Source organism: Chryseobacterium sp. CBo1, assembly GCF_001693475.1.
Taxonomy (GTDB): Bacteria; Bacteroidota; Bacteroidia; order Flavobacteriales; family Weeksellaceae; genus Chryseobacterium; species Chryseobacterium formosense.
In genome coordinates, this window is the sequence record NZ_MAUH01000038.1 from 1 (window position 1) to 19,967 (window position 19,967).

At 34.2% G+C, this 19,967-nt stretch carries 21 protein-coding genes; 11 read left to right on the forward strand and 10 right to left on the reverse strand.

Annotation, left to right across the window (positions count from 1 at the left end):
- Positions 1–151: 151 nt before the first annotated feature.
- From BA768_RS16180 to BA768_RS16200, 5 genes are all read right to left on the reverse strand, one after another.
- Positions 152–874 carry a fatty acid desaturase gene (locus tag BA768_RS16180; RefSeq protein WP_065721603.1) on the reverse strand — a complete coding sequence of 241 codons (723 nt, stop codon included), beginning with the start codon at positions 872–874 and terminating at the stop codon, positions 152–154.
- Positions 875–1,104: 230 nt separating this feature from the next.
- Positions 1,105–2,226, reverse strand: a complete 1,122-nt coding sequence (locus BA768_RS16185; protein ID WP_065721618.1) for a calcium:proton antiporter — start codon at positions 2,224–2,226, stop codon at positions 1,105–1,107.
- A gap of 25 nt (positions 2,227–2,251) precedes the next feature.
- Positions 2,252–2,710, reverse strand: coding sequence for a MaoC family dehydratase (locus tag BA768_RS16190; protein ID WP_065721604.1), 459 nt, complete (start codon positions 2,708–2,710; stop codon positions 2,252–2,254).
- 206 nt (positions 2,711–2,916) lie between these two features.
- A complete protein-coding gene (locus tag BA768_RS16195) occupies positions 2,917–3,111 on the reverse strand; it encodes a cold-shock protein (protein ID WP_065721605.1) in 195 nt (64 codons plus the stop codon).
- Between the two features lie 53 nt (positions 3,112–3,164).
- On the reverse strand, positions 3,165–4,280 hold the full coding sequence (locus BA768_RS16200; RefSeq protein ID WP_083206715.1) for a DEAD/DEAH box helicase: 1,116 nt from the start codon (positions 4,278–4,280) through the stop codon (positions 3,165–3,167).
- A 371-nt stretch (positions 4,281–4,651) separates the two neighbouring features.
- On the opposite strand from BA768_RS16200, the gene BA768_RS16205 reads away from it, so the two are divergent.
- From BA768_RS16205 to BA768_RS16235, 7 genes are all read left to right on the forward strand, one after another.
- Positions 4,652–5,605 carry a beta-1,6-N-acetylglucosaminyltransferase gene (locus BA768_RS16205; RefSeq protein WP_065721620.1) on the forward strand — a complete coding sequence of 318 codons (954 nt, stop codon included), beginning with the start codon at positions 4,652–4,654 and terminating at the stop codon, positions 5,603–5,605.
- Between the two features lie 168 nt (positions 5,606–5,773).
- Positions 5,774–6,112, forward strand: coding sequence for a response regulator transcription factor (locus tag BA768_RS16210; RefSeq protein WP_165601799.1), 339 nt, complete (start codon positions 5,774–5,776; stop codon positions 6,110–6,112).
- A gap of 305 nt (positions 6,113–6,417) precedes the next feature.
- Positions 6,418–7,857 carry a S41 family peptidase gene (locus tag BA768_RS16215; protein ID WP_065721606.1) on the forward strand — a complete coding sequence of 480 codons (1,440 nt, stop codon included), beginning with the start codon at positions 6,418–6,420 and terminating at the stop codon, positions 7,855–7,857.
- A 380-nt stretch (positions 7,858–8,237) separates the two neighbouring features.
- Positions 8,238–9,323, forward strand: a complete 1,086-nt coding sequence (locus tag BA768_RS16220) for an NADH:flavin oxidoreductase (RefSeq protein ID WP_083206717.1) — start codon at positions 8,238–8,240, stop codon at positions 9,321–9,323.
- Between the two features lie 360 nt (positions 9,324–9,683).
- The gene (locus BA768_RS16225; RefSeq protein ID WP_065721607.1) at positions 9,684–10,049 is read left to right on the forward strand and encodes a DsrE family protein; all 366 of its coding nucleotides are present in this window, start codon (positions 9,684–9,686) and stop codon (positions 10,047–10,049) included.
- Positions 10,050–10,232: 183 nt separating this feature from the next.
- Positions 10,233–11,120 (forward strand): helix-turn-helix domain-containing protein, encoded by an 888-nt coding sequence (locus tag BA768_RS16230; protein WP_065721608.1) that lies wholly within the window; start codon positions 10,233–10,235, stop codon positions 11,118–11,120.
- A gap of 9 nt (positions 11,121–11,129) precedes the next feature.
- Positions 11,130–11,594, forward strand: coding sequence for a nucleoside deaminase (locus tag BA768_RS16235; RefSeq protein ID WP_065721609.1), 465 nt, complete (start codon positions 11,130–11,132; stop codon positions 11,592–11,594).
- Between the two features lie 82 nt (positions 11,595–11,676).
- Here the strand turns inward: BA768_RS16235 and BA768_RS16240 are convergent, their stop codons facing one another.
- Entirely contained in the window at positions 11,677–12,417 is a 741-nt protein-coding gene (locus tag BA768_RS16240) for an SDR family NAD(P)-dependent oxidoreductase (RefSeq protein WP_065721610.1), read from the reverse strand.
- A 21-nt stretch (positions 12,418–12,438) separates the two neighbouring features.
- Positions 12,439–13,422: a quinone oxidoreductase family protein gene (locus tag BA768_RS16245; protein WP_065721611.1), complete on the reverse strand. Its 984-nt coding sequence runs from the start codon at positions 13,420–13,422 to the stop codon at positions 12,439–12,441.
- A gap of 160 nt (positions 13,423–13,582) precedes the next feature.
- Between BA768_RS16245 and BA768_RS16250 the strand changes: the two genes are divergently transcribed.
- Entirely contained in the window at positions 13,583–14,179 is a 597-nt protein-coding gene (locus tag BA768_RS16250; protein ID WP_228388452.1) for a Crp/Fnr family transcriptional regulator, read from the forward strand.
- A gap of 2 nt (positions 14,180–14,181) precedes the next feature.
- On the opposite strand, the gene BA768_RS16255 is transcribed toward BA768_RS16250, so the two are convergent.
- The 3 genes from BA768_RS16255 to BA768_RS16265 all read right to left on the reverse strand — a co-directional run bounded on the left by BA768_RS16255 (position 14,182) and on the right by BA768_RS16265 (position 16,435).
- Positions 14,182–14,817, reverse strand: a complete 636-nt coding sequence (locus BA768_RS16255; RefSeq protein ID WP_065721612.1) for an NUDIX hydrolase — start codon at positions 14,815–14,817, stop codon at positions 14,182–14,184.
- On the reverse strand, positions 14,814–15,698 hold the full coding sequence (locus BA768_RS16260; RefSeq protein ID WP_065721613.1) for a helix-turn-helix domain-containing protein: 885 nt from the start codon (positions 15,696–15,698) through the stop codon (positions 14,814–14,816). The genes BA768_RS16255 and BA768_RS16260 overlap by 4 nt, the downstream gene beginning before the upstream one ends.
- A 152-nt stretch (positions 15,699–15,850) precedes the next feature.
- Entirely contained in the window at positions 15,851–16,435 is a 585-nt protein-coding gene (locus tag BA768_RS16265; RefSeq protein WP_065721614.1) for an NAD(P)H-dependent oxidoreductase, read from the reverse strand.
- Between the two features lie 276 nt (positions 16,436–16,711).
- Between BA768_RS16265 and BA768_RS16270 the strand changes: the two genes are divergently transcribed.
- Genes BA768_RS16270 through BA768_RS16280 form a run of 3 tightly spaced genes read left to right on the forward strand, consistent with a single transcriptional unit; the run spans position 16,712 to position 19,166 of the window.
- Entirely contained in the window at positions 16,712–17,740 is a 1,029-nt protein-coding gene (locus BA768_RS16270; RefSeq protein ID WP_065721615.1) for an SDR family oxidoreductase, read from the forward strand.
- Positions 17,737–18,381 (forward strand): NAD-dependent epimerase/dehydratase family protein, encoded by a 645-nt coding sequence (locus BA768_RS16275; RefSeq protein ID WP_065721616.1) that lies wholly within the window; start codon positions 17,737–17,739, stop codon positions 18,379–18,381. The genes BA768_RS16270 and BA768_RS16275 overlap by 4 nt, the downstream gene beginning before the upstream one ends.
- Positions 18,378–19,166, forward strand: a complete 789-nt coding sequence (locus BA768_RS16280) for a helix-turn-helix domain-containing protein (protein WP_065721617.1) — start codon at positions 18,378–18,380, stop codon at positions 19,164–19,166. The genes BA768_RS16275 and BA768_RS16280 overlap by 4 nt, the downstream gene beginning before the upstream one ends.
- Positions 19,167–19,967 lie beyond the last annotated feature (801 nt).

The window sequence follows — 19,967 nt, forward strand, 5'->3', positions numbered from 1 at the left end:
TGGATTCAAAACAAGAATACTAAGTAAAATAATGACACTCACATTTATCCAATTCATAAATGTTTTTGTTTATAAAAGAAAAATGAATAATATTAAAATAGCTATTGTGTGATAATGCACTACGGGTTACATTATAAAAAAAGCATTCTCATTATTTTATTTTGATAATCCTAAGTTTTTGCAAAAATACCATTGTCTGAAAACCCATATCCCATTCAAACCACCTCGTTGCATTATTAGGTCTTTGTGGATGTTTATGATGATTATTATGATATGCTTCGCCCCAGAAAATAAAGTCAAAGGGCAGAATATTTTTTGAAGTGTTGGTTAACTTATAATTTTCATAGCCGAATTTGTGAGCCCACCAGTTAACCGCCATTCCTTGTAAGGAGCCCATTATAATCGTTGCAGGAAGAAAAAGCCACTGCCACCAAGCTGTCGCCAATAAAGCATATACAATGATATATATCGCAATCCAGCAGAATCTGGTAATATAATTGTGTGCGATTTTATCAAATCTCTCCCAATCCGGAAGATTCTTTTTGTATTTTTCTGCAGCATCTGTCTTTCCTATATAAAGGTTAAAGTAGTTGTTTCGTGTTGTCCACATCATCGTAAAAGGATTTGGATCATTATGTGGTGAATGCGGATCTTCCGCTTTATCGGTATGGGCGTGATGAAGACGATGCATTAAACCGTAAGTATAGGCGCTTATATAGGAAGATCCCTGCGTAAAGAAGCAGCCTATATAAAACATTCTTTCCCAGAATTTTGACATTGTAAAAAGATTGTGTGCCGCATACCGGTGATGAAAAACCGATTGAAAAAAAAGCGATGCATACCAATGGATGAGTATAAAAATGAATATTGCCATAATTGTTTAAATTAAAATGAAAGTTTTATTTATGGAGTAATACGGAAGGCTAAGAAAAATTATGCTTTGTTGATGAGCCACTATTCACACGAAAGTTTATTTTCATTCTGCAATATCCTTTATAAGATACGACAATACCTGTGAATTGGTTTTAATTTTTCTTTAAAATTGTTAAATCATTTCTGATAAGCTACAGGAATAATAACCAATATTTTTATAATTCGAATGAATTAAGGGACTATGGATATAAAAAGATAAATCAAAAAAATTCCTACCAAAACGACTCCCTGCATAATATTGGTCTTACCTGTTGCAAGTGAAACCGTAATGATAAACAAAGAAAGTCCTAAAAGCACAGTTGACTTAATATCTATGCCCAGTGTCATGCGTATTCCGAAAATGACGGATATGATAGCAATCGCAGGAATACTTAATCCTATACTTGCCAATGCAGAACCAAATGCAAGGTTTAAAGATGTCTGTATCTGATCATTCTTTGCCGCTCTGAAAGCAGCAAGCCCTTCGGGCAGAAGAACGATTCCCGCAATAATGACGCCGACTACCGATTTTGGTGCTCCGAATGAAAGAACAATGTGTTCTACATCCTTGGAAAGAAGCTTTGCCATCAGTACAACGATTCCGAGACATAAAATGAGCATTAAGCAACTGACAAGCATCTTTTTTCGGGAGAGCAGCTCATTACTGTTTTGTTCCTTTTGATCTGCCAATAACTTGTTCTGTGGGGATATAAAGAAGCTGCGATGTCTCATGGTTTGCACCATGGTAAACCCAAGATAGAGCGCCAATGAAACCAAAGCAATAAAAAGCAACTGAAAAGAAGTATATTCACCCCCTGTATGGCTTATCGTATAATTCGGTAGGATGAGAACAAAAACCACAACTGCTGTCAGCGTTATTAAAGCCGTGCTTACACCCTGCAGAGTAAAAGTCTGCTCTCTGTATCTCAGTGATCCTATGACAATACAGATACCGATGATCCCGGTAAGGATAATCATCACTGCTGCAAAAACAGTATCCCGTGCGAGCGTAACGGTCTCAAGACCTTCTGCACCCATCATAATAGAAATTATCAGCCCCACCTCTATAACCGTAATGGCAAATGCAAGAAGCAGGGTTCCGAAGGGTTCGCCCAATCGATGGGCAATAACTTCGGAATGGTAAACTGCCGCCAGAACACTTCCCAAAAGCAGTACACTAAGGATCAGTGAATAAAATCCTGAAGAAAATACCGTATTTGCAAAATAGAAGATCCACGCCAATACTGGGATAAGAACTGTCCAACCGGAAAGATATTTTTTTTTGATCACTTGCTTATCTTTTATTGTACTCATACTTACATTTACCTGATCTTCATTATTATGAAAAATGATATAGAAAAACCACATCTCCGGTATAAGCGGGCTTTGCTTGGTTTTTAATAATTAGTTTAGCCCTCACCACCACCTTTACAGTTCCTTTAAGGTTATTTACTGTTTTAATAGTTGCCTCAAGACTTACTTCATCATTAACTTTAACAGGTTTACCAAATCTAAAATTTTCTATTCCATAATTGATTTCCATACTGATGTTTCTTACCTCTGCAATCTGCTTCCAGAGATAAGGAATTAGCGAGAGTGTTAAATAACCGTGAGCAATGGTTGAATGATAAGGACTCTCTTTTGCTGCTTTCTTCTCATCGGTATGAATCCACTGATGATCCAAAGTAGCATCTGCAAACCGATTGATCTGTGCCTGATCAATCCTATGCCATGAGGAAGTTCCAACCATAATTCCTTCCAGCAATTTGTATTCGTCAAAATTGTTGATAATAATCATTCTATTTAAAAAAATAATAGATTAAAGTATTAATCCTAATACATCATTTAAAAACCTCCCGCAAATGCAAGAGGCTGAATGAACATGAAAAAATCGATGTAACTAACATTAATATTTCATTCAAACATATATTAAAAACAGTCTAATCTACATTCAGGGATGAGAAGAAAATGCTTTAACTTTTATAAGCAAGAAGTTGTTTCATCCTATACTAATTTCACATTGACAGCATTTAAACCTCTGTCACCTTTTTGAATATCAAAATTCACTTTATCATTTTCACGAATTGATCCTGAAACCAATCCTGAAGAATGTACAAATATGTCTTTACTCCCATCTGCAGGAGAAATAAATCCGAAGCCTTTTGCTTCATTGAAAAACTTTACTGTGCCTTGTTGCATTGTAATTATTATTAAAATTGTATATGAAATCTGTAAACTTTACAGCTTTATTCTTAAAATGTACCGACAGGTATTGTAAAACCGATCAGATTCTGGATATTTTTTAAATCCGTATGCTCCTCTGCTGTACAGAATGATATTAAAGCCCCTTCACTTCCTAACCTTCGGATTCTTTCAATCCTTTGGATATAAGTTTGAGGAATCCCAGGAAGATCGAAGTTGATGATGTAGAGTAGCTCATCCAGATCAATTCCCTTAGCTGCAATACCGGTAGTCACTAAAACCTGAATTTTTTCTCTTTTGAAATCATCCAAAACACTATTCTTCACAGCCATTGATCTATTTCCATGAATCCATCCTGTACTGATTCCTGCATTTTCCAGCTGCTGCACGAGCTCATCGGCTATGTATTTACTGCGCGTAAAAACCATAAATCCTTTTCTTTCGCTTTTTCTTATCAGATCAATCAAAAATCCGGACTTATCTCTTGTCTCAATAAAATATACGCTTTGGGAAATACTTTCTATTGATGCCAACCTTGCTTCTAATAAAATTTCTATTGGGTTTTTAAGAAAAGTTGAAACAGATTTTTTCAGATAATCTGAAGCTTCTATGCAAAAGATCAAGGCTTGTATATGATTAGGAATTAGTTTCTGAATATTTTTTATTCTGTTTATTGATATTTTCTCAATCATTTTATCTGCATCGTATAAAACCAGAATTTCTAATTTGGAAAGATTGATAGGTCTTTTTTGGGCAATCTCCAGCATACCTTCAGGAGTTGCAATCAATATATCCATTCTTTTTCTAAAGGCAGCGATCTGACTTTCACTTGATTCCCCATCATTAATTCGAAATGTTAAAAGAGAAAGGTATTTACTGCACTGCATGATTTTTTCTTCAATCTCAACGCCAATCTCGTCTGTCGGGACAATGATCAGAACCCGGATATTAGTATGTTCAGTAGGATTTCTACCCAACAATTGCAACACAGATACCGCAAAAGCTAATTTTTTCCCGCTTCCTTTGGGTGCAGAAACCAAAAGATCTTTTCTTTTTAAAATACTTGGAATTACAGCATTCTGTACTTCAGTCGGTTGGGAATACCCGGACTCTGTAACTGCACGGATTATGGGGTTAATTAATTGTAGATTCTTGAAACTTATCATAAATTTTTGCAGTTTCCGATCTTTTTTCCGGTAAGTGCAACTTTAATGAATTATTTGTGGATATTAGAATTACTATTAATTCCATATGCTTTTTCATTACTCTAAACTTATTTTCTCATTGAAAGTTAAAAACAAAACCTTTCTCAAAGAAATCAGTTGACAATCGGGAATCTGAAAAAGCAAAACTGAATGATAAAAATTTGATTTAAATTATTGCAGAGTAGCAGAGGCAGGAACCTTTTTTATTGATACTTTGCAAATGTATGTTAAAACTATATAATATAATTAACTGATTATCAAAAATATATTCGTAGCTTACGCACATCAATCTAATTGTTTGCAAAGTGCGGATGATTTTAAAATTCCAGCCAATGCAAACTCTAGCATCACAAATCCAGCCCCTTGCAAGAAAGTCAGACAGTCCACCGTCTTCTCAGATCCGAATTGCTTATTTTATCATGATCCATCATAAACCTGATGTTTTTAAGGCAATGTTTGAGAAAATCTACACCCGTGATCAGTTTTATCTGATTCATATAGACAGAAAAGCCAAGGAAGAATTTACTGAGCAAATTCAACAATACCTCATCCATTTTGCCAATGTCTATATTCTTGAGAGCATAAATATTGTGGCGGGAGGATTCAGTGTCATTCAGGCAGAGCTCAATGCCATGGAATACTTACTCAATGTAACCCCGGAATGGGATTATTTCATCAACTTAAGTGGCGAAGATCATCCGCTAAAATCGCAGAATATTATTCGTCAGTTTCTAACCATGAATAACGGCAGGAATTATTTGTTCTATTATGACCAAAAATTTTACAGACCTGATACACTTAAAAGAATACAGAATCATTTTACAGAACTAAGCCATAAGATATCATCATTAATTTATAAAAGAAATTTTATGGAAGGGGTAATACCTTATATTGGAGGTAAATGGTTTATTTTCACAAGAGAAACCTGTTCTTTTTTAACCAATAATAAACGGGTGATGGACTTTGAAGATTATTACCTGCATACACTCTTGCCGGCCGAATCATTTTTTCAAACGGTTCTTATGAATACAGTTTTTAAAGATATTATTGTAAATGATGATAAAAGAGCATCTATTGAAAAAACATTTTTTAATAAAAATCAGTATCAAACTTCTTTTATCGAATCATTGAAAGGTAGTAATCAGCTTTTTATTAGAAAGGTTAATAGCGAAACCAGTCAAAACATTTTAAACTATATTGATAAAACGTATCTTCTGCCACTACCGTACGTGGACGAAATAGAGAGAGAGCTTAAAAGAGATGACTACAATAACAAATGGTCTTAATAAATTAATATTAACTTACAAGTAGCACTTTATTTTAAATTTTAGTGGTTTTATTAAACTTATAGGATCATTACAACTAACCTGTGTATATACTTTTGGTAATTAAAATAATAAATTGAAAATTAATTGGTTCCAGTATTGCTTAGTAAGATTATGAGAAATATCTTCATGGTTGAAGACAACCAAGATATAAGAGAAATATTAGATATTTTTCTTACAGCAGAGGGTTATAATGTTTATCCCTTTGGAACAGTAAAAGAATTCAAAAAAAGAAATCCCGAAATCATTCCCGATCTTTATCTATTTGATGCAATGCTTCCAGATGGCTCTGGGATAGATCTTTGTAATGAAATAAAAAACAATATCAATAATAAAGCTGCGGTAATCATTATGAGTGCCAATATGAAGATTGATCAAACAAGAAAGCTTTGTATCCCTGATGATTATATTTCCAAACCTTTTGATCTTAGCGACTTTCTGAAAAAAATTCAAGGTGTAATTCTTTAAAGTTTTATGATATGTGAGATGCATTCGTATAAGTTAAAACTTAGCCTCTATTTTTACAAAATACTTTACCCACTCCACAATTGTATTTGTATACAGAATCATCAAAGTCAACTACTTTATTAATTTACTTATTGTTTGTATAATTAAAATAACTAAAGTGTTAAATTGGAACTAGGTAGTCAAATATTAAGTGAATCTCTTGCCTATTATAATGGATTTACTTTTAGTCCTAAAAATTCATTTTATAATCAGTAGATTTGAAATATTATGCCATTTCACGAAAAATAATTAAATATCTATAAAAAATGATAAAATTTAACGCATTGAATTTATTATTAATTCTAATGTCAACATTTACTTTTGGTCAGGAGTGTGACTGCGAAGCAAACTTCCTCTGGGCTAAAAAAACTTTTGAGGAAAATGATGCTGGTTTTCATTATACTATTGATAAAAAAGGTCAAGACACTTACAATATCCTTAATCAAAAAATATTGGAAAAGGCAAAAGGGGCAAAAACACTTCCAGAATGTCAGAGCGTGATTTATGAATGGTCGAAATTCTTTAGGAGTGGACATTTTGGATTCTCAATTATTAAAAATGACCATAACCAAAATAACGTAATTGATAAAAAGAAGATTAAAGAGCAGCCTATAGTAAAAATTGATTATTCGAAATTTGAAAAAAGAATCAATCTGATATCTACACCTACTTTGGAAGGAGTATGGAGTGACGGCACATATAAAGTAGGGATCATCAAAACAGCTGATGGATATAGCGGATTTATCATTAATGCAGACAAGACGAACTGGACTCCAAATCAACTAAAATTTTTAGTAAATAATAACAAAAAGGAAGCTGATCTGTGGATGAAAGATTTTTCTAAAAGGGAAAATCAAAAGGTAGATATCATCGGAAATAACCTCATAAATATTGGGAACGTCTTATATTTGAAAAGGTTGTCAAAAACCTATGAGGATACACAAGAAATTAAGGATTACATCAAATTTTTGTACGCAGGCAATAAATCCTATTTTCAAATATTGTCTGGAAAAACAGCATACATAAGAATTCCAGCTTTTGATCTGGATTATAAAAAACAAATTGACAGCGTGATCGCAGCCAATTCAGTTAACATAGAAAAAACGGAGAATTTGATCATCGATGTTCGATATAATGGCGGAGGTGCTGATACATCTTACGAAAAATTGATTCCTTTTCTATATACCAACCCGATACGTACTGTGGGTTTACAACACCTGTCAACACCTTTAAATAATGAGGTGATGTTAGGTTTGTCAAAAAATGAAAATTTCGACGAGGAACATCAGAAAGCCTATAAAGAAGCTTATGAAACCTTGAACAATAACCTTGGTAAATTCATCAGTTTGTCTGATGAAATCGTTAAAGTCAAAAAATTGGATAAGGTTTTACCATCTCCTAAAAACATTGCTATCCTGATTAACAATGGAAATGCGAGTACCACAGAACAATTCTTGCTGGCAGCAAAGCAAAGTAAAAAAGTAAAACTTTTTGGAACAACGACAAGTGGCGCTTTAGATATCTCTAATATGAGTGATGTTGTCTCTCCTGATGGAAATTTTGAATTAAGATATGCCCGCTCCAAAAGTTACAGAATACCAGAAATGGCAATTGATGACAAAAGCATTCAGCCAGATTACTATCTCGACAACTCTATTGCCAACAAACAATGGGTAGAATATGTCAAAAAAATTATGGAAGAATAACCAGATACTGTATTATTTATAAAATCTTGATGTGAAGTTAATAGGCAATCGATGTAAAATAATGCCGAGCGAGGTCAGTCTAGACCGTTTCGAATATCTAAAAATTACATTGCAAAATATTAGAAATTAAATGATGAATTAGGAATTGCTAATTCCTTTTTAATTTGGCTCAAACGAATCAAATCATCGACAAAAGTGTTTGAAGATACGCTCGTTAAGATCACACACAGCCAAATGGCGCCAATTGTCTTCAGTTGGCGCCATTTTCATTTATAAAATAAATCCATTATTAAGTCAAAAACATCCATTTTTAGCGAATCTCTAAAACTTCAACTTTGCAACAGACAAAATAGATAAGTAAAAAACAAAAAATTACAAAAATGTCTGTTTCTGATTTATTTAAACCTCTCACATTTCTTCACGGTTCTCCGATGAGAAACCGTTTTATGATGGCTCCATTAACCAGTCAACAAAGTGATTTTGATGGTACAGCTTCTAAATACGACCAATTCTGGATGGAACAATTAGCTCAAAGTGGCTATGGATTAATTCAAACCAGTGCATCTACGGTTGAAGCCGGTGCAATAGCCTTTGAACGACAGTTGGGAATTCACAGTGATAAACATTTACCTGGATTGACTAAAATGGCTACGACAATTCGTGAAGGTGGAGCTTTGTCGGCTGTACAATTGCATCACGCAGGTCACAGAGCTGTTCCGTCATTGGGAGGAATTCCTGCTCCTGCATCAGGCAAAACATTGAAAGATATCAAAGCCATATCAACTGAAGAGGTAGAAAGAATTCGTGACAGTTTTATCGAAGCAGCCAAAAGAGCGCAGTTGGCGGGTTTTGACGGCGTTTCTGTTCACGGTGCTTTTGGTTGGATTTTATCTGAATTTCTTTCACCAAATCTCAACGATAGAACTGATAAATACGGAGGAAGTGTAGAAAACCGAGCCCGTTTCACGATTGAAGTGATTGAAGGAATACGAAATGCTTGTGGAAATGATTTTCAAATTGGATGGCGTTTATCAATCGAACGATATGGACTGCGTTTGGAAGAATTACGTGAAATTACTGCTGAAATTTTTGATAAAGAACTGATTGATTATCTTGATTTGGCACTTTGGGATTCGGCGCAACTGGTGAGAGATGGAAGTTTTCAGGGTAAAACTATGCTGAGCGTTTTTACAGAGCTTCCCCGAAAAGGTGTTCGTTTGGGAGCAGCAGGAAAAATAATGAGTGCACAGAGAGCCGAAGAATTGCTGGATGAAGGCTGTGATTTTGTTCTGATTGCACGAGCAGGAATTCTTCAACGGGATTTTCCGCTTCAAGTAAAAGCGAATCCGATGTATGATAGTCCGCAATTGCCTGTGACGGCTGACTTTCTTCGCAAAGGCGGATTGAGCGAAAGATTTATTGAAACGATGAGAGGTTGGCAAACTTTTGTGAAGCCGGGATCGTAGGATACGAGATTCAAGATTCGGGATTCGGGATTCAAATTTTGAGATTTGCGGGTTTCGGGTTTGGGCGAGCTTTTTTTTGGGAAAGTTCGCTTTTTTTGTTTCGGGAAGATGTGTTTGTGTTTATTTTTTTTATGGTTTGCTCTTGATTGATTGGTGAAAACAATAGCCCCGATTGAACGGCCTGTTTGAGCTCTTTTTGCAAGCACGGGGTAAAGTGATGGGCAAAAAAGCGAGTAGTGAAAGCGGGAAAAAGCTCCTAAAAAAATCATCAAAAAAAATCTCCATTACAAAGTGAAAATCATCCATTCTTTGGCGAGCCTTATTCCCACATCTTTGCAGTGTAAATTAAATTTTTATACAATGAAAAAAACAGCAATTATTATTCTTTCTGACCCAAAATCTGGTTCGGAAGAAGCTTTGGGAAGAGTTTTTAATGCTTTGGCTTCAGCTTACGAATTCAAGCACGCAGGTGAAGATGTGAAAATCATTTTTCAAGGAACGGGAATCAGATGGCCGGAACAATTGGAAAAAGAAGACCATCCTGTTCACGGGCTTTACAATGAGGTGAAGGATTACGTTCACGGTCTTTCTAAAGGTTGTGTGGCAGTATTTGGAACAGAAGTTTCCGGATATGAGTTACTTAACAAAAACGAGGTTCCGGGAACGCCTGGTTTGCCGAGTCACCTGAATTTGAGAAATGAAGGTTATGATATTTTGATTTTCTAATCTTGTTTTTAAACTGCCTTTTGAAATTTTTCGGAGGGCAGTTTTGTTTAAAAACAAATAAATTAACTACAATAGGATTTGAACACAAAGCTCACAGAGCCGTTGACTTATAAAAGAGCTCAGAGTTAGAGATCAAAAAAATTGCAGATATTTTTTAAAAATTATAATTAAATTGCAGATAAAATGTTGTCACAATCGGTCTACACGCTCGTGAATGAGCAAAACGGGAATCTGGCTTTCAAGCTTTTTGAGTTTGATAACAACAGCTATTTTGACCATATTCAGCGGAATAATTATTTTACTTTAATACTGATTACTTCGGGAGAAGGCGTTGCAACAGTTGATCTTTGCGACTATAGTTTTCAGGAAAATACGCTTTTTGCATTGTATCCTTATCAGCCTTTTATGTTGAAATCTGAAAAACCGATTACGGGAATTTCTATACAGTTTCATCACGATTTTTTTTGTATTTACAGGCATCAGAAAGAGATTGCAGCGAATGGAATTCTTTTTAATAATGTTTATCAGAAACCTTTTATTGAATTAAATGACTTCAGTAAAAGTTCGATTTTAAATTTGATTAACGGAATTGCTAATGAACTTAAAAACGATGCTTTCAGGAAAGATGAAGTTTTGATTTCTTATCTTAAAATTTTATTGGTTACCGCGACAAGAATAAAATTGGAACAGCAAACTATTCAAAATTCTGAAACGGCAAATATTAAGCAACAGTTTGTGATTCAGAATCTTAAAAATGCGATTGAAGATCATTTTCGGACAAAACATTCAGCGAGTGATTATGCAGATTTATTGAATCAGACTCCAGCTTCGCTTGCAAGGATTACCAAAAATCATTTTAATAAAACGCTTTCTGATTTGATTACGGAACGAATCATTATTGAAGCCAAAAGAGAATTGTATCTTACTGATAAGACAATTAAAGAAATTGCCTACGAATTGGGCTATGAAGATGAATATTATTTTAGTCGCCTTTTTAAGAATAAAACGGATATTTCTCCTCAAATCTACCGGAATACGATTGGTTTCAACAGAGGTGCAGAATCTAATTAAATTGAAAAAATGGACAAGAATAAATATATGCTTGAATGCATTGAACTTGCAAAACAGGCATTAGCAAAGGGAAATCCACCAGTCGGTTCTATTCTCGTTTTTGAGGATAAAATTATTGGAAGAGGCGTAGAATCAGGAAAATCAAGTGGAGATATTACGCAGCACGCAGAAATTTTAGCTGTAAAAGATGCTTTGGAAAATGGTTACCGTGATGTTTTAGATAAATCCGTGATGTTTTCTACGCATGAACCTTGTATTATGTGTTCTTATCTGATCAGACACCATAAAATTGCGAAATTGGTTTTCGGAGTTTCCGTTCCGTTTGTTGGCGGGCAATCTTCAGAATTTAAAATTTTAGAAACTGAAAATATTCCTAAATGGGGAAATAAACCTGAAATTGAATCGGGAATTTTGCAGAAGGAATGTGAGATTTTGAATGAACAGTTTGCAGAATATCTTTCGAAACAAAAATAATTTTAATGAAAAAACAAAAGCCTCTCAAATTTGAAAGGCTTTCGTTTTTAATATCAATTTCGATAATGAAATTAATCTTAGATTATGTTGTCTGTCCGCCATCAACATTTAAAGTCACACCTGTGATATAACGCGCCTCATCACTTGCTAAAAATGAGACAGCCATTCCAATATCTTTCGGTTCACCATAATGTCCCAACGCAACGGCTTGTAACATATGTGAGCTGAAAGGCCCGTCAGAAGGATTCATATCTGTGTCGATAAGTCCTGGCTGAATAATATTTACAGTAATATTTTTGCTTCCCAAATCCCTTGCCCAACTTCTTGTATAGGCTGCCAAAGCTGCTTTGGTTGCGGCATAATCGCCAATTCCGGGATATGGAGAACGTGTGGCTCCGGTAGAACCTATTGAAATAATACGACCTCCGTTTTTCATAAAAGGCAATACATATCGCACTGTATTTACCACACCGTGAACATTGACATCCCATTGTTGCTGTAACGCAGATAAATCGTTGTCTGTATTATCAATCTCTCCGGTTACAAATAATCCTGCACTATTCACTAAAATATCAATTCCCCATTCTGAAGCTTGTAGAATAGCCTTATTTATTTCTTCTGAGTTTCCGGTATCTGCTTTTATTGTCATGCTTCTCACTCCCAAAGCTTCTATCTCTGCAACCAAATCTTCTGCTTTCTGTTTTGAATTTACATACGTGAAAATAACATTTGCTCCTTCCAAAGCTAGCTGTCTTACGATTCCTGCTCCAATTCCACGGCTTCCACCTGTTACAAATGCTGTTTTATTTTTTAATTTTGACATAATTGCTATGATTTTTTATGATTAAATATGAAATATAATTGAACCTTTTGTAGTACTTGACTCAAGGTCTTGATGGGCTTTTGCCACATCTGATAAAGAATAAACGGTAGGATTAATCTCTCCTAATATTCCGTTTCGAAGTGCATCAAACATTTCTGTTGCAGCGAATTGAACACTTGCTTTATCAGGAAAATAACTGCCTAAATTCGGACGGATGAAATTAATTTCCCTGTCATTTAAAACTTTATTATCAATATCAGGAAGTCCGGAAGAGTTTCCGAACAACAAATATGTTCCTCCATTTTTAATGACATTAAGAGAATCATTGAAAGTTGCATTTCCGACACCATCAAAAACAGCATCTACTCCTTTTCCTTTTGTGAAATTGTCTGCAGATTCGGTTAAATCTTCGGTATCCAAAGAAATAACAAGGTCAATTCCGTGGCCGAGAGCATAAGATTTTTTACCGCTGCTTCCTACTGTTCCAATCACTATTGCTCCTAAAGCTTTCGCCCATCTGCTTATTAAAGAACCAACTCCTCCCGCTGCTGCGTGAACTAATATTGTATCTCCCTTTTTCACAGGATAAGCCTGCTTGATGAGCATTCTTGCGGTAAGACCTTTCGCCATAATTGCTGCAGCCTGATTAAAAGAAACATCATTCGGAATTTTTATAAGTTCGGAAGCATTTATCAATCTGCGTTCTGCATAAGCTCCAAGAGCGAAAAAGTATCCTACCCTATCACCTACAGCAAAATCTTTTACATTTTCACCAACGGATTCTACAACTCCTGCTGCTTCAACTCCGATAGTTACCGGAAAATTATTGATTGGAAAAGTTCCGTTTCTGAACATTACATCTACAAAATTCAAAGCAATTGCCTTTTGATTAAGTACCACTTGATTGGCATTGGGTGTTCCAACTGTCTCTAAACCATATTCAAGAACTGCCGGTGAACCTTGTCTCCTCATTCTTACAACTCTGGTTTCATTATTTTTCTCCATTTTTTTTAAGATTTTGATTAAACTTTTTGATGGGACAAAGTTGCAACAGTGCAAAAACATACACATTGACAAATGCAGTAACTTATTCTTGACATTTATCAAGAGGTTTGATAAATATTCTGTATTTTCACGTAATTATTAATGTTAAATACTTTTTCCATTGGCTTCCATACCATTTGAACCTCTCTTTATTTACATTGGATCTAAGTCTGCACTGATATTAAGTGACGAGGAGAAAATTCTTATACAAAACACTTTTAAATCAAAACATTTACGCAAAAAGCAATATCTTTTAGAAGAAGGAGATATTTGCAGGTATATGTCTTTCATTGTAAAAGGTTCGGGACGAATGTATTCTGTAAACGAAAAAGGTCAGGAACACACCATTCGGTTTGCGATTGAAAATTGGTGGCTGGGAGATTATGAAAGTTATAATTTCCATACAACTTCTCTTTACAACATCGAAGTTCTTGAAGATTCTGAAGTTCTGATGATTGAGCAAAATAAATTGCAGGAACTTAGAATTGCGATACCTGCAATTGATATAATGGTAAAAGAAATTGACAAAAAAGGAATTGCTGCCACTCAAAAACGAGTTCATTCTGCTATCAGTCTGAGTGCAGAAGAACGTTATGACAATTTGATAAAATCTTATCCTGAATTTTTAAATCGTTTTCCTCAAAATATGATTGCTTCTTATTTGGGTATCTCACCGGAAACATTGAGTCGTATTCGCAAAAATATTCTAAATAAATAATATTATTTTTCACCATTCAAAACCAGCTGCAACTCAACAATGATTTTGGCCGTTGCTCCCCAAACTTTATGATCTTCAACTTTATAATAAGGTGTTGTTACCAAATCACCAGGAATAACAATTTCACTACAATCGATAATATTTGGATCTAAAAAATAATCCAGTTTTAATTCGAAAATTTGCTGAACTTCACGAGAATCGGGTTTGAAATTTGGTCGATGTGGAAGATAACCAACTACAGGCAAAACATTGAAATCGCTTGGTCCGATATAAATTTCGGTTAAGGTTCCTAGAATTTTAATTTCATCGGGTTCAATTCCAATTTCCTCTTCGGCTTCCCGAAGAGCCGTTTGGATAAGATTTTCATCTGTTTCTTCCAATCTTCCTCCCGGAAAACTAACCTCATTGGAATGAAAACCATCGTAAGAATTCCTTAAAATCAAAGGAAAATACATTTCGTTATCAACTGGATATAAAAGCATTAACACTGCACTTTTCCGGGTTTTTTCTGTTGGTTTTAATGTTAAATATTTTGCAGAAATAGCTTCCATTATCTGGTGTGCTTTTTCTCCCGGAAGTTTTTTCTGCAGATTGTTTTCGAGCTTCTCCATCAAATTAAAAAAGATTGGCTTTTTCATAATTGTTGTTGCAACTGTTTCGGTGTGTTTCTATATTTCTGTTTAAATGATGCTATAAAATGGGCAGGAGTTTCAAAACCAACCTCATACGCGATTTCCGTAACGTTCTTTTCTGAATTTTTTAATAATTCGTAAGACTCTTCCAATCGACGTTGCATAATCCATTTTCCGGGATTTGTTTTGAAGGTCTGCACAAACTTTCGCTTAAACGTTGATAAACTGCAGTTCGCAAGAAAAGCATACTGCTCGAGAGAAAGATTTTCTTTGTAATTGTTCTGCATCAATGTAACCAAGTCCTGATTCTGATGATGATTAAGACTTCGTAATCGCTTTTCAAAATGATAGCCATTTGGAGCAGAAATCAAAACTTGAAATAATTCTCTGATTTTAAATGGAAGTAAGACCTGTAAACGCTCTTTATCCTGATTTAAATTGAAATATGATTTAAACTGAGCAATCAACGAATTCATCAGTTCATCTTCTTCCAGCAAAGCAATATCTCCGCTAAGACAGTCCTCAACTTGCGTTTGAGTATTATTTTTACAGTCGAAAATGGTATCGATTTGAGACTGAAGCCAATTATCAGAAAAGAAAATGATGATTGATTCATAGCCTTTTTCTTTATCTTCAATTTTTTCGGAAACCAGATAAGAACCTTTCTTCATAAAAAAACCTGAACCGGCCGGAACAATCCTCTTCATTCCGCATCCTAAAATCTCTTTTGTGCCTTGCAGAACAATGCTGATCATATTCATATGAACGCACATATTGGCTTTGATAATTTCCTGATACGTCTGATAATGCATCACCTGAATATCATCATTCCACGATAAAACCTTCGGATTTTCTTTGATAATTTTACCGCAATTGAGATTGTTCATTGTAAATAATTTTTCGTACTGTGGCCTGTAAAGTTGATGTATTTAGACCTGATAAAAAATGGACAATTTTCACTTCGTAATGGACAAAATTTAATTTAACCCAAAAAGAGATGCATTATTATACATCTCTTTTTTATAATTTGAATTAGTGCTTACTTTAATTCATTGCTAAATTGTGCAACATTTGCATCTTCTTTCTCAGCATTAAAACGTTCTAGAAACTCCAAATATAACGGCACACTTCTTTCCACCCATTCCAGCGATGGCTCAAAGGTCATTCCATAGTAAGCGAAAAGTGGTTGATAATCGGCTTTTATCCAATCAAACATAGCTTCATAAGGACGGGTAAGATCTTCAAGATTAAATTTTAAGGGTGTTCCGCGCTGCAAATGTTCTTCTTTCAATCCTAATGAAATCGCCAAAGCCACTTTCTTTCCTCCAAACTTAAAACCGCTTGAGCTTCCGTATGCCCAACCGTGAGTTAGAACTTCATCAAACCATTTTTTTAACAAGGCAGGACCATAATACCAGTAATAGGGAAACTGGAAAATAATATGATCGTGCTCTTCAACCAGTTTTTGTTCGGCTGCAATATCAAATTTCTGATCTGGATACACTTTGTGTAGTTGGTGAATATGAAATTTCTCAGGATGTTTTTCTAATTCCTGTAACCACAATTTATTAATCACTGAGTTCTCAATATCAGGATGTGTGATGATAATTAATGTCTTTTTCATTTTAAATTTTAGGTATTTAATTACGTTTTGATAAGACAAAATTAGGTCAGGATTTGAAGTCTTTATTTCATTAAAAGTTCAAAAAACATCGTGGAAAGTTCAATGAGAAATATATAAAAGTGTGTATTTAAATTAAAAAAAGTAGCAATCATATTTTCTTCCGCATTCCATCCTATTTAATTGTGAGCATTTGAACTTTTCAACAAAAAAAGTTGGACTTTATAGCAAATAAACAATGCTTTAAAGAACTGAAATTTGTATCAGAAATTAAAACAAATGGAAAATAAAGAAACAGTTTTAGTAACAGGTGGTTCGGGTTTTATTGCAAATTACTGTATGATAACTTTGCTCAATAATGGATATAAGGTAAAAGCTACACTTCGCTCAATGAAAAAAGCTGAATTAGTAAAGGAAATGCTTAAAAAAGGAGGTGTTAAAGATTTCGAAAATCTATCTTTTGTAGAAGCCGAATTGAGCAACGAAAAAAGTTGGGAAGATGCTGCAAAAGGTTGTCAATATGTAATTCATACAGCATCACCAACACCAAACACAGATGCCAAGACAGAAGACGATTTTATAAAACCTGCAGTTGACGGCGTTTTATACGTATTAAATGCAGCAAAGAAAGCTGGTGTCAAACGTGTGGTGCTTACTTCCGCATTTGGTGCTGTTGGAATGGGAACCAACAAAAATCTTTACACCGAAAAAGACTGGACAGAACTTAATGATACAGTAGCACCCTACCAAAAATCAAAGACTATTTCAGAGAAAGCTGCTTGGGATTTTATCGCAAATGAAGGTAAAGGAATGGAGCTTTCTGTGGTAAATCCAACGGGTGTTTTAGGTCCTGTTTTGTCCGATGATTTTTCACATTCCATACAAACTATTAAGCAAATGCTGAATGGAGAAATGCGTTCTTGCCCCAAACTCATTTTTGGATATGTAGATGTGCGTGATGTTGCCGATTTACATTTCAAAGCGATGACGATGCCACAGGCAAACGGAGAACGTTTCATTGCAGTTGCTGGACAATCTCTTTCCTTTCTTGATACTGCCAATATTCTCAAAAATAACTTAGGTGTAAAAGCAGCAAAAGTTCCAACTAAAGAAGTACCTAATTGGTTGATACGGTTTTTTGCTATCTTTAATTCAAAATTAAAAATGGTAACACCGCTATTGGGTTCTGTAAAACACGCCAGTAACGAAAAAGCAAAAAATCTTTTAGGTTGGCAACCAAGAAGTAATGAGGAAGCTATTTTAGCAACTGCCAATAGTTTAATTGACTTGAAAATTGTAAACGTATGAAAGTAATATTAACAGGAGCAACAGGAATGGTGGGTGAAGGTGTTTTGTTTGAATGTTTAGAAAACAATATGGTGGAAGAAGTGCTGATTATTGGAAGAAGAAATTACAGCTTAACCCACCCCAAACTGAAAGAGCTCATTGTAAAAGATTTTTCGGAAATTAAAAATCATCTAGAATTATTGAAACAATATGAAGGATGCTTTTTTTGTGCTGGTGTAAGTTCGGTTGGAGAAAATGAAGAAAGTTTTACCAAAAAGACCTATAATTTTGTGGTTCCATTTGCAACAACGCTGTCTGAAATTAATCCGGAAATGACTTTTATTTATGTATCGGGAAATCGCACAGATAGCACAGAAAAAGGAAAAGTAATGTGGGCAAGAGTAAAAGGCAGAACCGAAAATGCTTTGATGAAACTGCCTTTCAAAGGACAATATAATTTCCGCCCTGCAATTATGACTGCAAGTAAAGGTCAGAAAAATGTGAAGTTAGTCTATAAAATTATTGGTCCACTATTATCACCTTTCTTTCCTGTGAAAACATTGAAGCTTTCAGAAGTAGGCAAAGCAATGATAAATGCTGTTTCGAATGGTTATGATAAGCAAATTCTAGAAGCCGATGATATTTTTAAATTATCGAAATGAAGATAACTGAAATAAAATCCTGTTTCATTGGTCCGGCGCTTTCTGCAGAACAATTCATCGCTGAGCATTTTTTCCTATTCCTCGCAAAAGGAACAATGAATGGCTATGACGGCAATAAACATTATGTCCTGAAAGCAGGCGAAAGTTGCATAGTCCGCAAAAATCGTTTGGCTCGATACAATAAAGTAAAAAACAATAATGAATTTGAAAAAGTAATCATCTTTTTGGATGAAGATTTTTTAAAGTCATTTCAGAAAAAACATTCTATTCTATTTAAAAATTTCACTTCGAAGGATGCTTTTATAAAACTGAAGAAGGACGACTTAATCAATAGTTTCTTATTATCACTAGAACCCTATTACAACAATTCAGGAAATATCAATGATAAATTCTCAGACCTGAAGAGAGAAGAATTATTGCTCATTTTATTGCAATTATACCCTGAGCTTTCAGATGTTCTTTTCGATTTTGGGATTCCGGGACGATTGGATTTGGAAAAATTTATGCAGCAAAACTATAAGTTTAATGTTAGTCTGGAGCGCTTCGCTTTTCTTACAGGTCGTAGTTTATCAGCATTTAAACGGGATTTTAAAATCCATTTTAATGAAACACCTAATCGTTGGCTGATAAAAAGAAGATTGCAGGAAGCGCATTTTCTTATTGAAGAGAAAAAGCAAAAACCTTCTGATATCTATCTTGATTTAGGCTTTGAAAATTTATCCCATTTTTACGCTGTCTTTAAAAAGGAATTCGGTTATCCTCCGAGTGTTATAAAAGAAAAGTGATTTCATTCTGATATTTTTTTACAAATAGTAATATTTCCTTCTTACATTTAATCAAATTTGATAACAATATAGAAAAAAAACATTATGATATATTCCTATTTATCAGAAAACTTTCATACATACATAGACAATTTTCTGATTTCATTTTTATAACTTAAATACCAGTTAATACTTCCAACACATTATCTATATCTGCTAATAAATGGTTTCGATAGAGTCCTGTTAAGTTCACAACCATCCACATGGCTCCAATTTAATCCAAATTGAGCCATTTTTTTGTTTTTTATTTCAGAATAATCCAGATTAGCATTTTTTATTGTTATAGTAAATTTAGGTTCGAAACACCAAAAAAATATTTTTTTGGTAAATGATATCTACTACAAATTACTAAAATTCCCTTGGTATATTTAAATATTCTAAATCCCACATAATTTGTTGATTTCTAATGGAAAAGTAAATTTTCAGATGTATGGTTTTTTCTAATACACTTAAATATATTGTGGCCAAAAAATTGAACCCTACGAAGTTCTGATTGTACTTCGTTTATTTACTATACAGATATTATTCCTACAGAGTAAAGGGAAAGAGGATTTGGAAAAATAATTTTTATGAAATTTAAATATTCTTAAAATAAATTAAAGTACTTTAGCTATGTTAACCAAGTTGTTGATAGATGTAAATCGTCAGCAAAAAGTAGACATTATATAGTATAAAAGTTAAGGAGTGTTTTCAAAAAAAGAATTACATTTAATTATGGAAACACCTAAAAAGAAAAGTTCCGAAAAATTCGTAAAAGACATC

Excerpts from the sequence above, each read along its gene's own strand:
- BA768_RS16180 (WP_065721603.1), bottom strand. The coding sequence starts at position 874 with ATGGCAATATTCATTTTTATACTCATCCATTGGTATGCATCGCTTTTT.
- BA768_RS16185 (WP_065721618.1), bottom strand. The coding sequence starts at position 2,226 with ATGAGTACAATAAAAGATAAGCAAGTGATCAAAAAAAAATATCTTTCC.
- BA768_RS16190 (WP_065721604.1), bottom strand. The coding sequence starts at position 2,710 with ATGATTATTATCAACAATTTTGACGAATACAAATTGCTGGAAGGAATT.
- BA768_RS16195 (WP_065721605.1), bottom strand. The coding sequence starts at position 3,111 with ATGCAACAAGGCACAGTAAAGTTTTTCAATGAAGCAAAAGGCTTCGGA.
- BA768_RS16200 (WP_083206715.1), bottom strand. The coding sequence starts at position 4,280 with ATGATAAGTTTCAAGAATCTACAATTAATTAACCCCATAATCCGTGCA.
- BA768_RS16205 (WP_065721620.1), top strand. The coding sequence starts at position 4,652 with ATGCAAACTCTAGCATCACAAATCCAGCCCCTTGCAAGAAAGTCAGAC.
- BA768_RS16210 (WP_165601799.1), top strand. The coding sequence starts at position 5,774 with ATGGTTGAAGACAACCAAGATATAAGAGAAATATTAGATATTTTTCTT.
- BA768_RS16215 (WP_065721606.1), top strand. The coding sequence starts at position 6,418 with ATGATAAAATTTAACGCATTGAATTTATTATTAATTCTAATGTCAACA.
- BA768_RS16220 (WP_083206717.1), top strand. The coding sequence starts at position 8,238 with ATGTCTGTTTCTGATTTATTTAAACCTCTCACATTTCTTCACGGTTCT.
- BA768_RS16225 (WP_065721607.1), top strand. The coding sequence starts at position 9,684 with ATGAAAAAAACAGCAATTATTATTCTTTCTGACCCAAAATCTGGTTCG.
- BA768_RS16230 (WP_065721608.1), top strand. The coding sequence starts at position 10,233 with ATGTTGTCACAATCGGTCTACACGCTCGTGAATGAGCAAAACGGGAAT.
- BA768_RS16235 (WP_065721609.1), top strand. The coding sequence starts at position 11,130 with ATGGACAAGAATAAATATATGCTTGAATGCATTGAACTTGCAAAACAG.
- BA768_RS16240 (WP_065721610.1), bottom strand. The coding sequence starts at position 12,417 with ATGTCAAAATTAAAAAATAAAACAGCATTTGTAACAGGTGGAAGCCGT.
- BA768_RS16245 (WP_065721611.1), bottom strand. The coding sequence starts at position 13,422 with ATGGAGAAAAATAATGAAACCAGAGTTGTAAGAATGAGGAGACAAGGT.
- BA768_RS16255 (WP_065721612.1), bottom strand. The coding sequence starts at position 14,817 with ATGAAAAAGCCAATCTTTTTTAATTTGATGGAGAAGCTCGAAAACAAT.
- BA768_RS16260 (WP_065721613.1), bottom strand. The coding sequence starts at position 15,698 with ATGAACAATCTCAATTGCGGTAAAATTATCAAAGAAAATCCGAAGGTT.
- BA768_RS16265 (WP_065721614.1), bottom strand. The coding sequence starts at position 16,435 with ATGAAAAAGACATTAATTATCATCACACATCCTGATATTGAGAACTCA.
- BA768_RS16270 (WP_065721615.1), top strand. The coding sequence starts at position 16,712 with ATGGAAAATAAAGAAACAGTTTTAGTAACAGGTGGTTCGGGTTTTATT.
- BA768_RS16275 (WP_065721616.1), top strand. The coding sequence starts at position 17,737 with ATGAAAGTAATATTAACAGGAGCAACAGGAATGGTGGGTGAAGGTGTT.
- BA768_RS16280 (WP_065721617.1), top strand. The coding sequence starts at position 18,378 with ATGAAGATAACTGAAATAAAATCCTGTTTCATTGGTCCGGCGCTTTCT.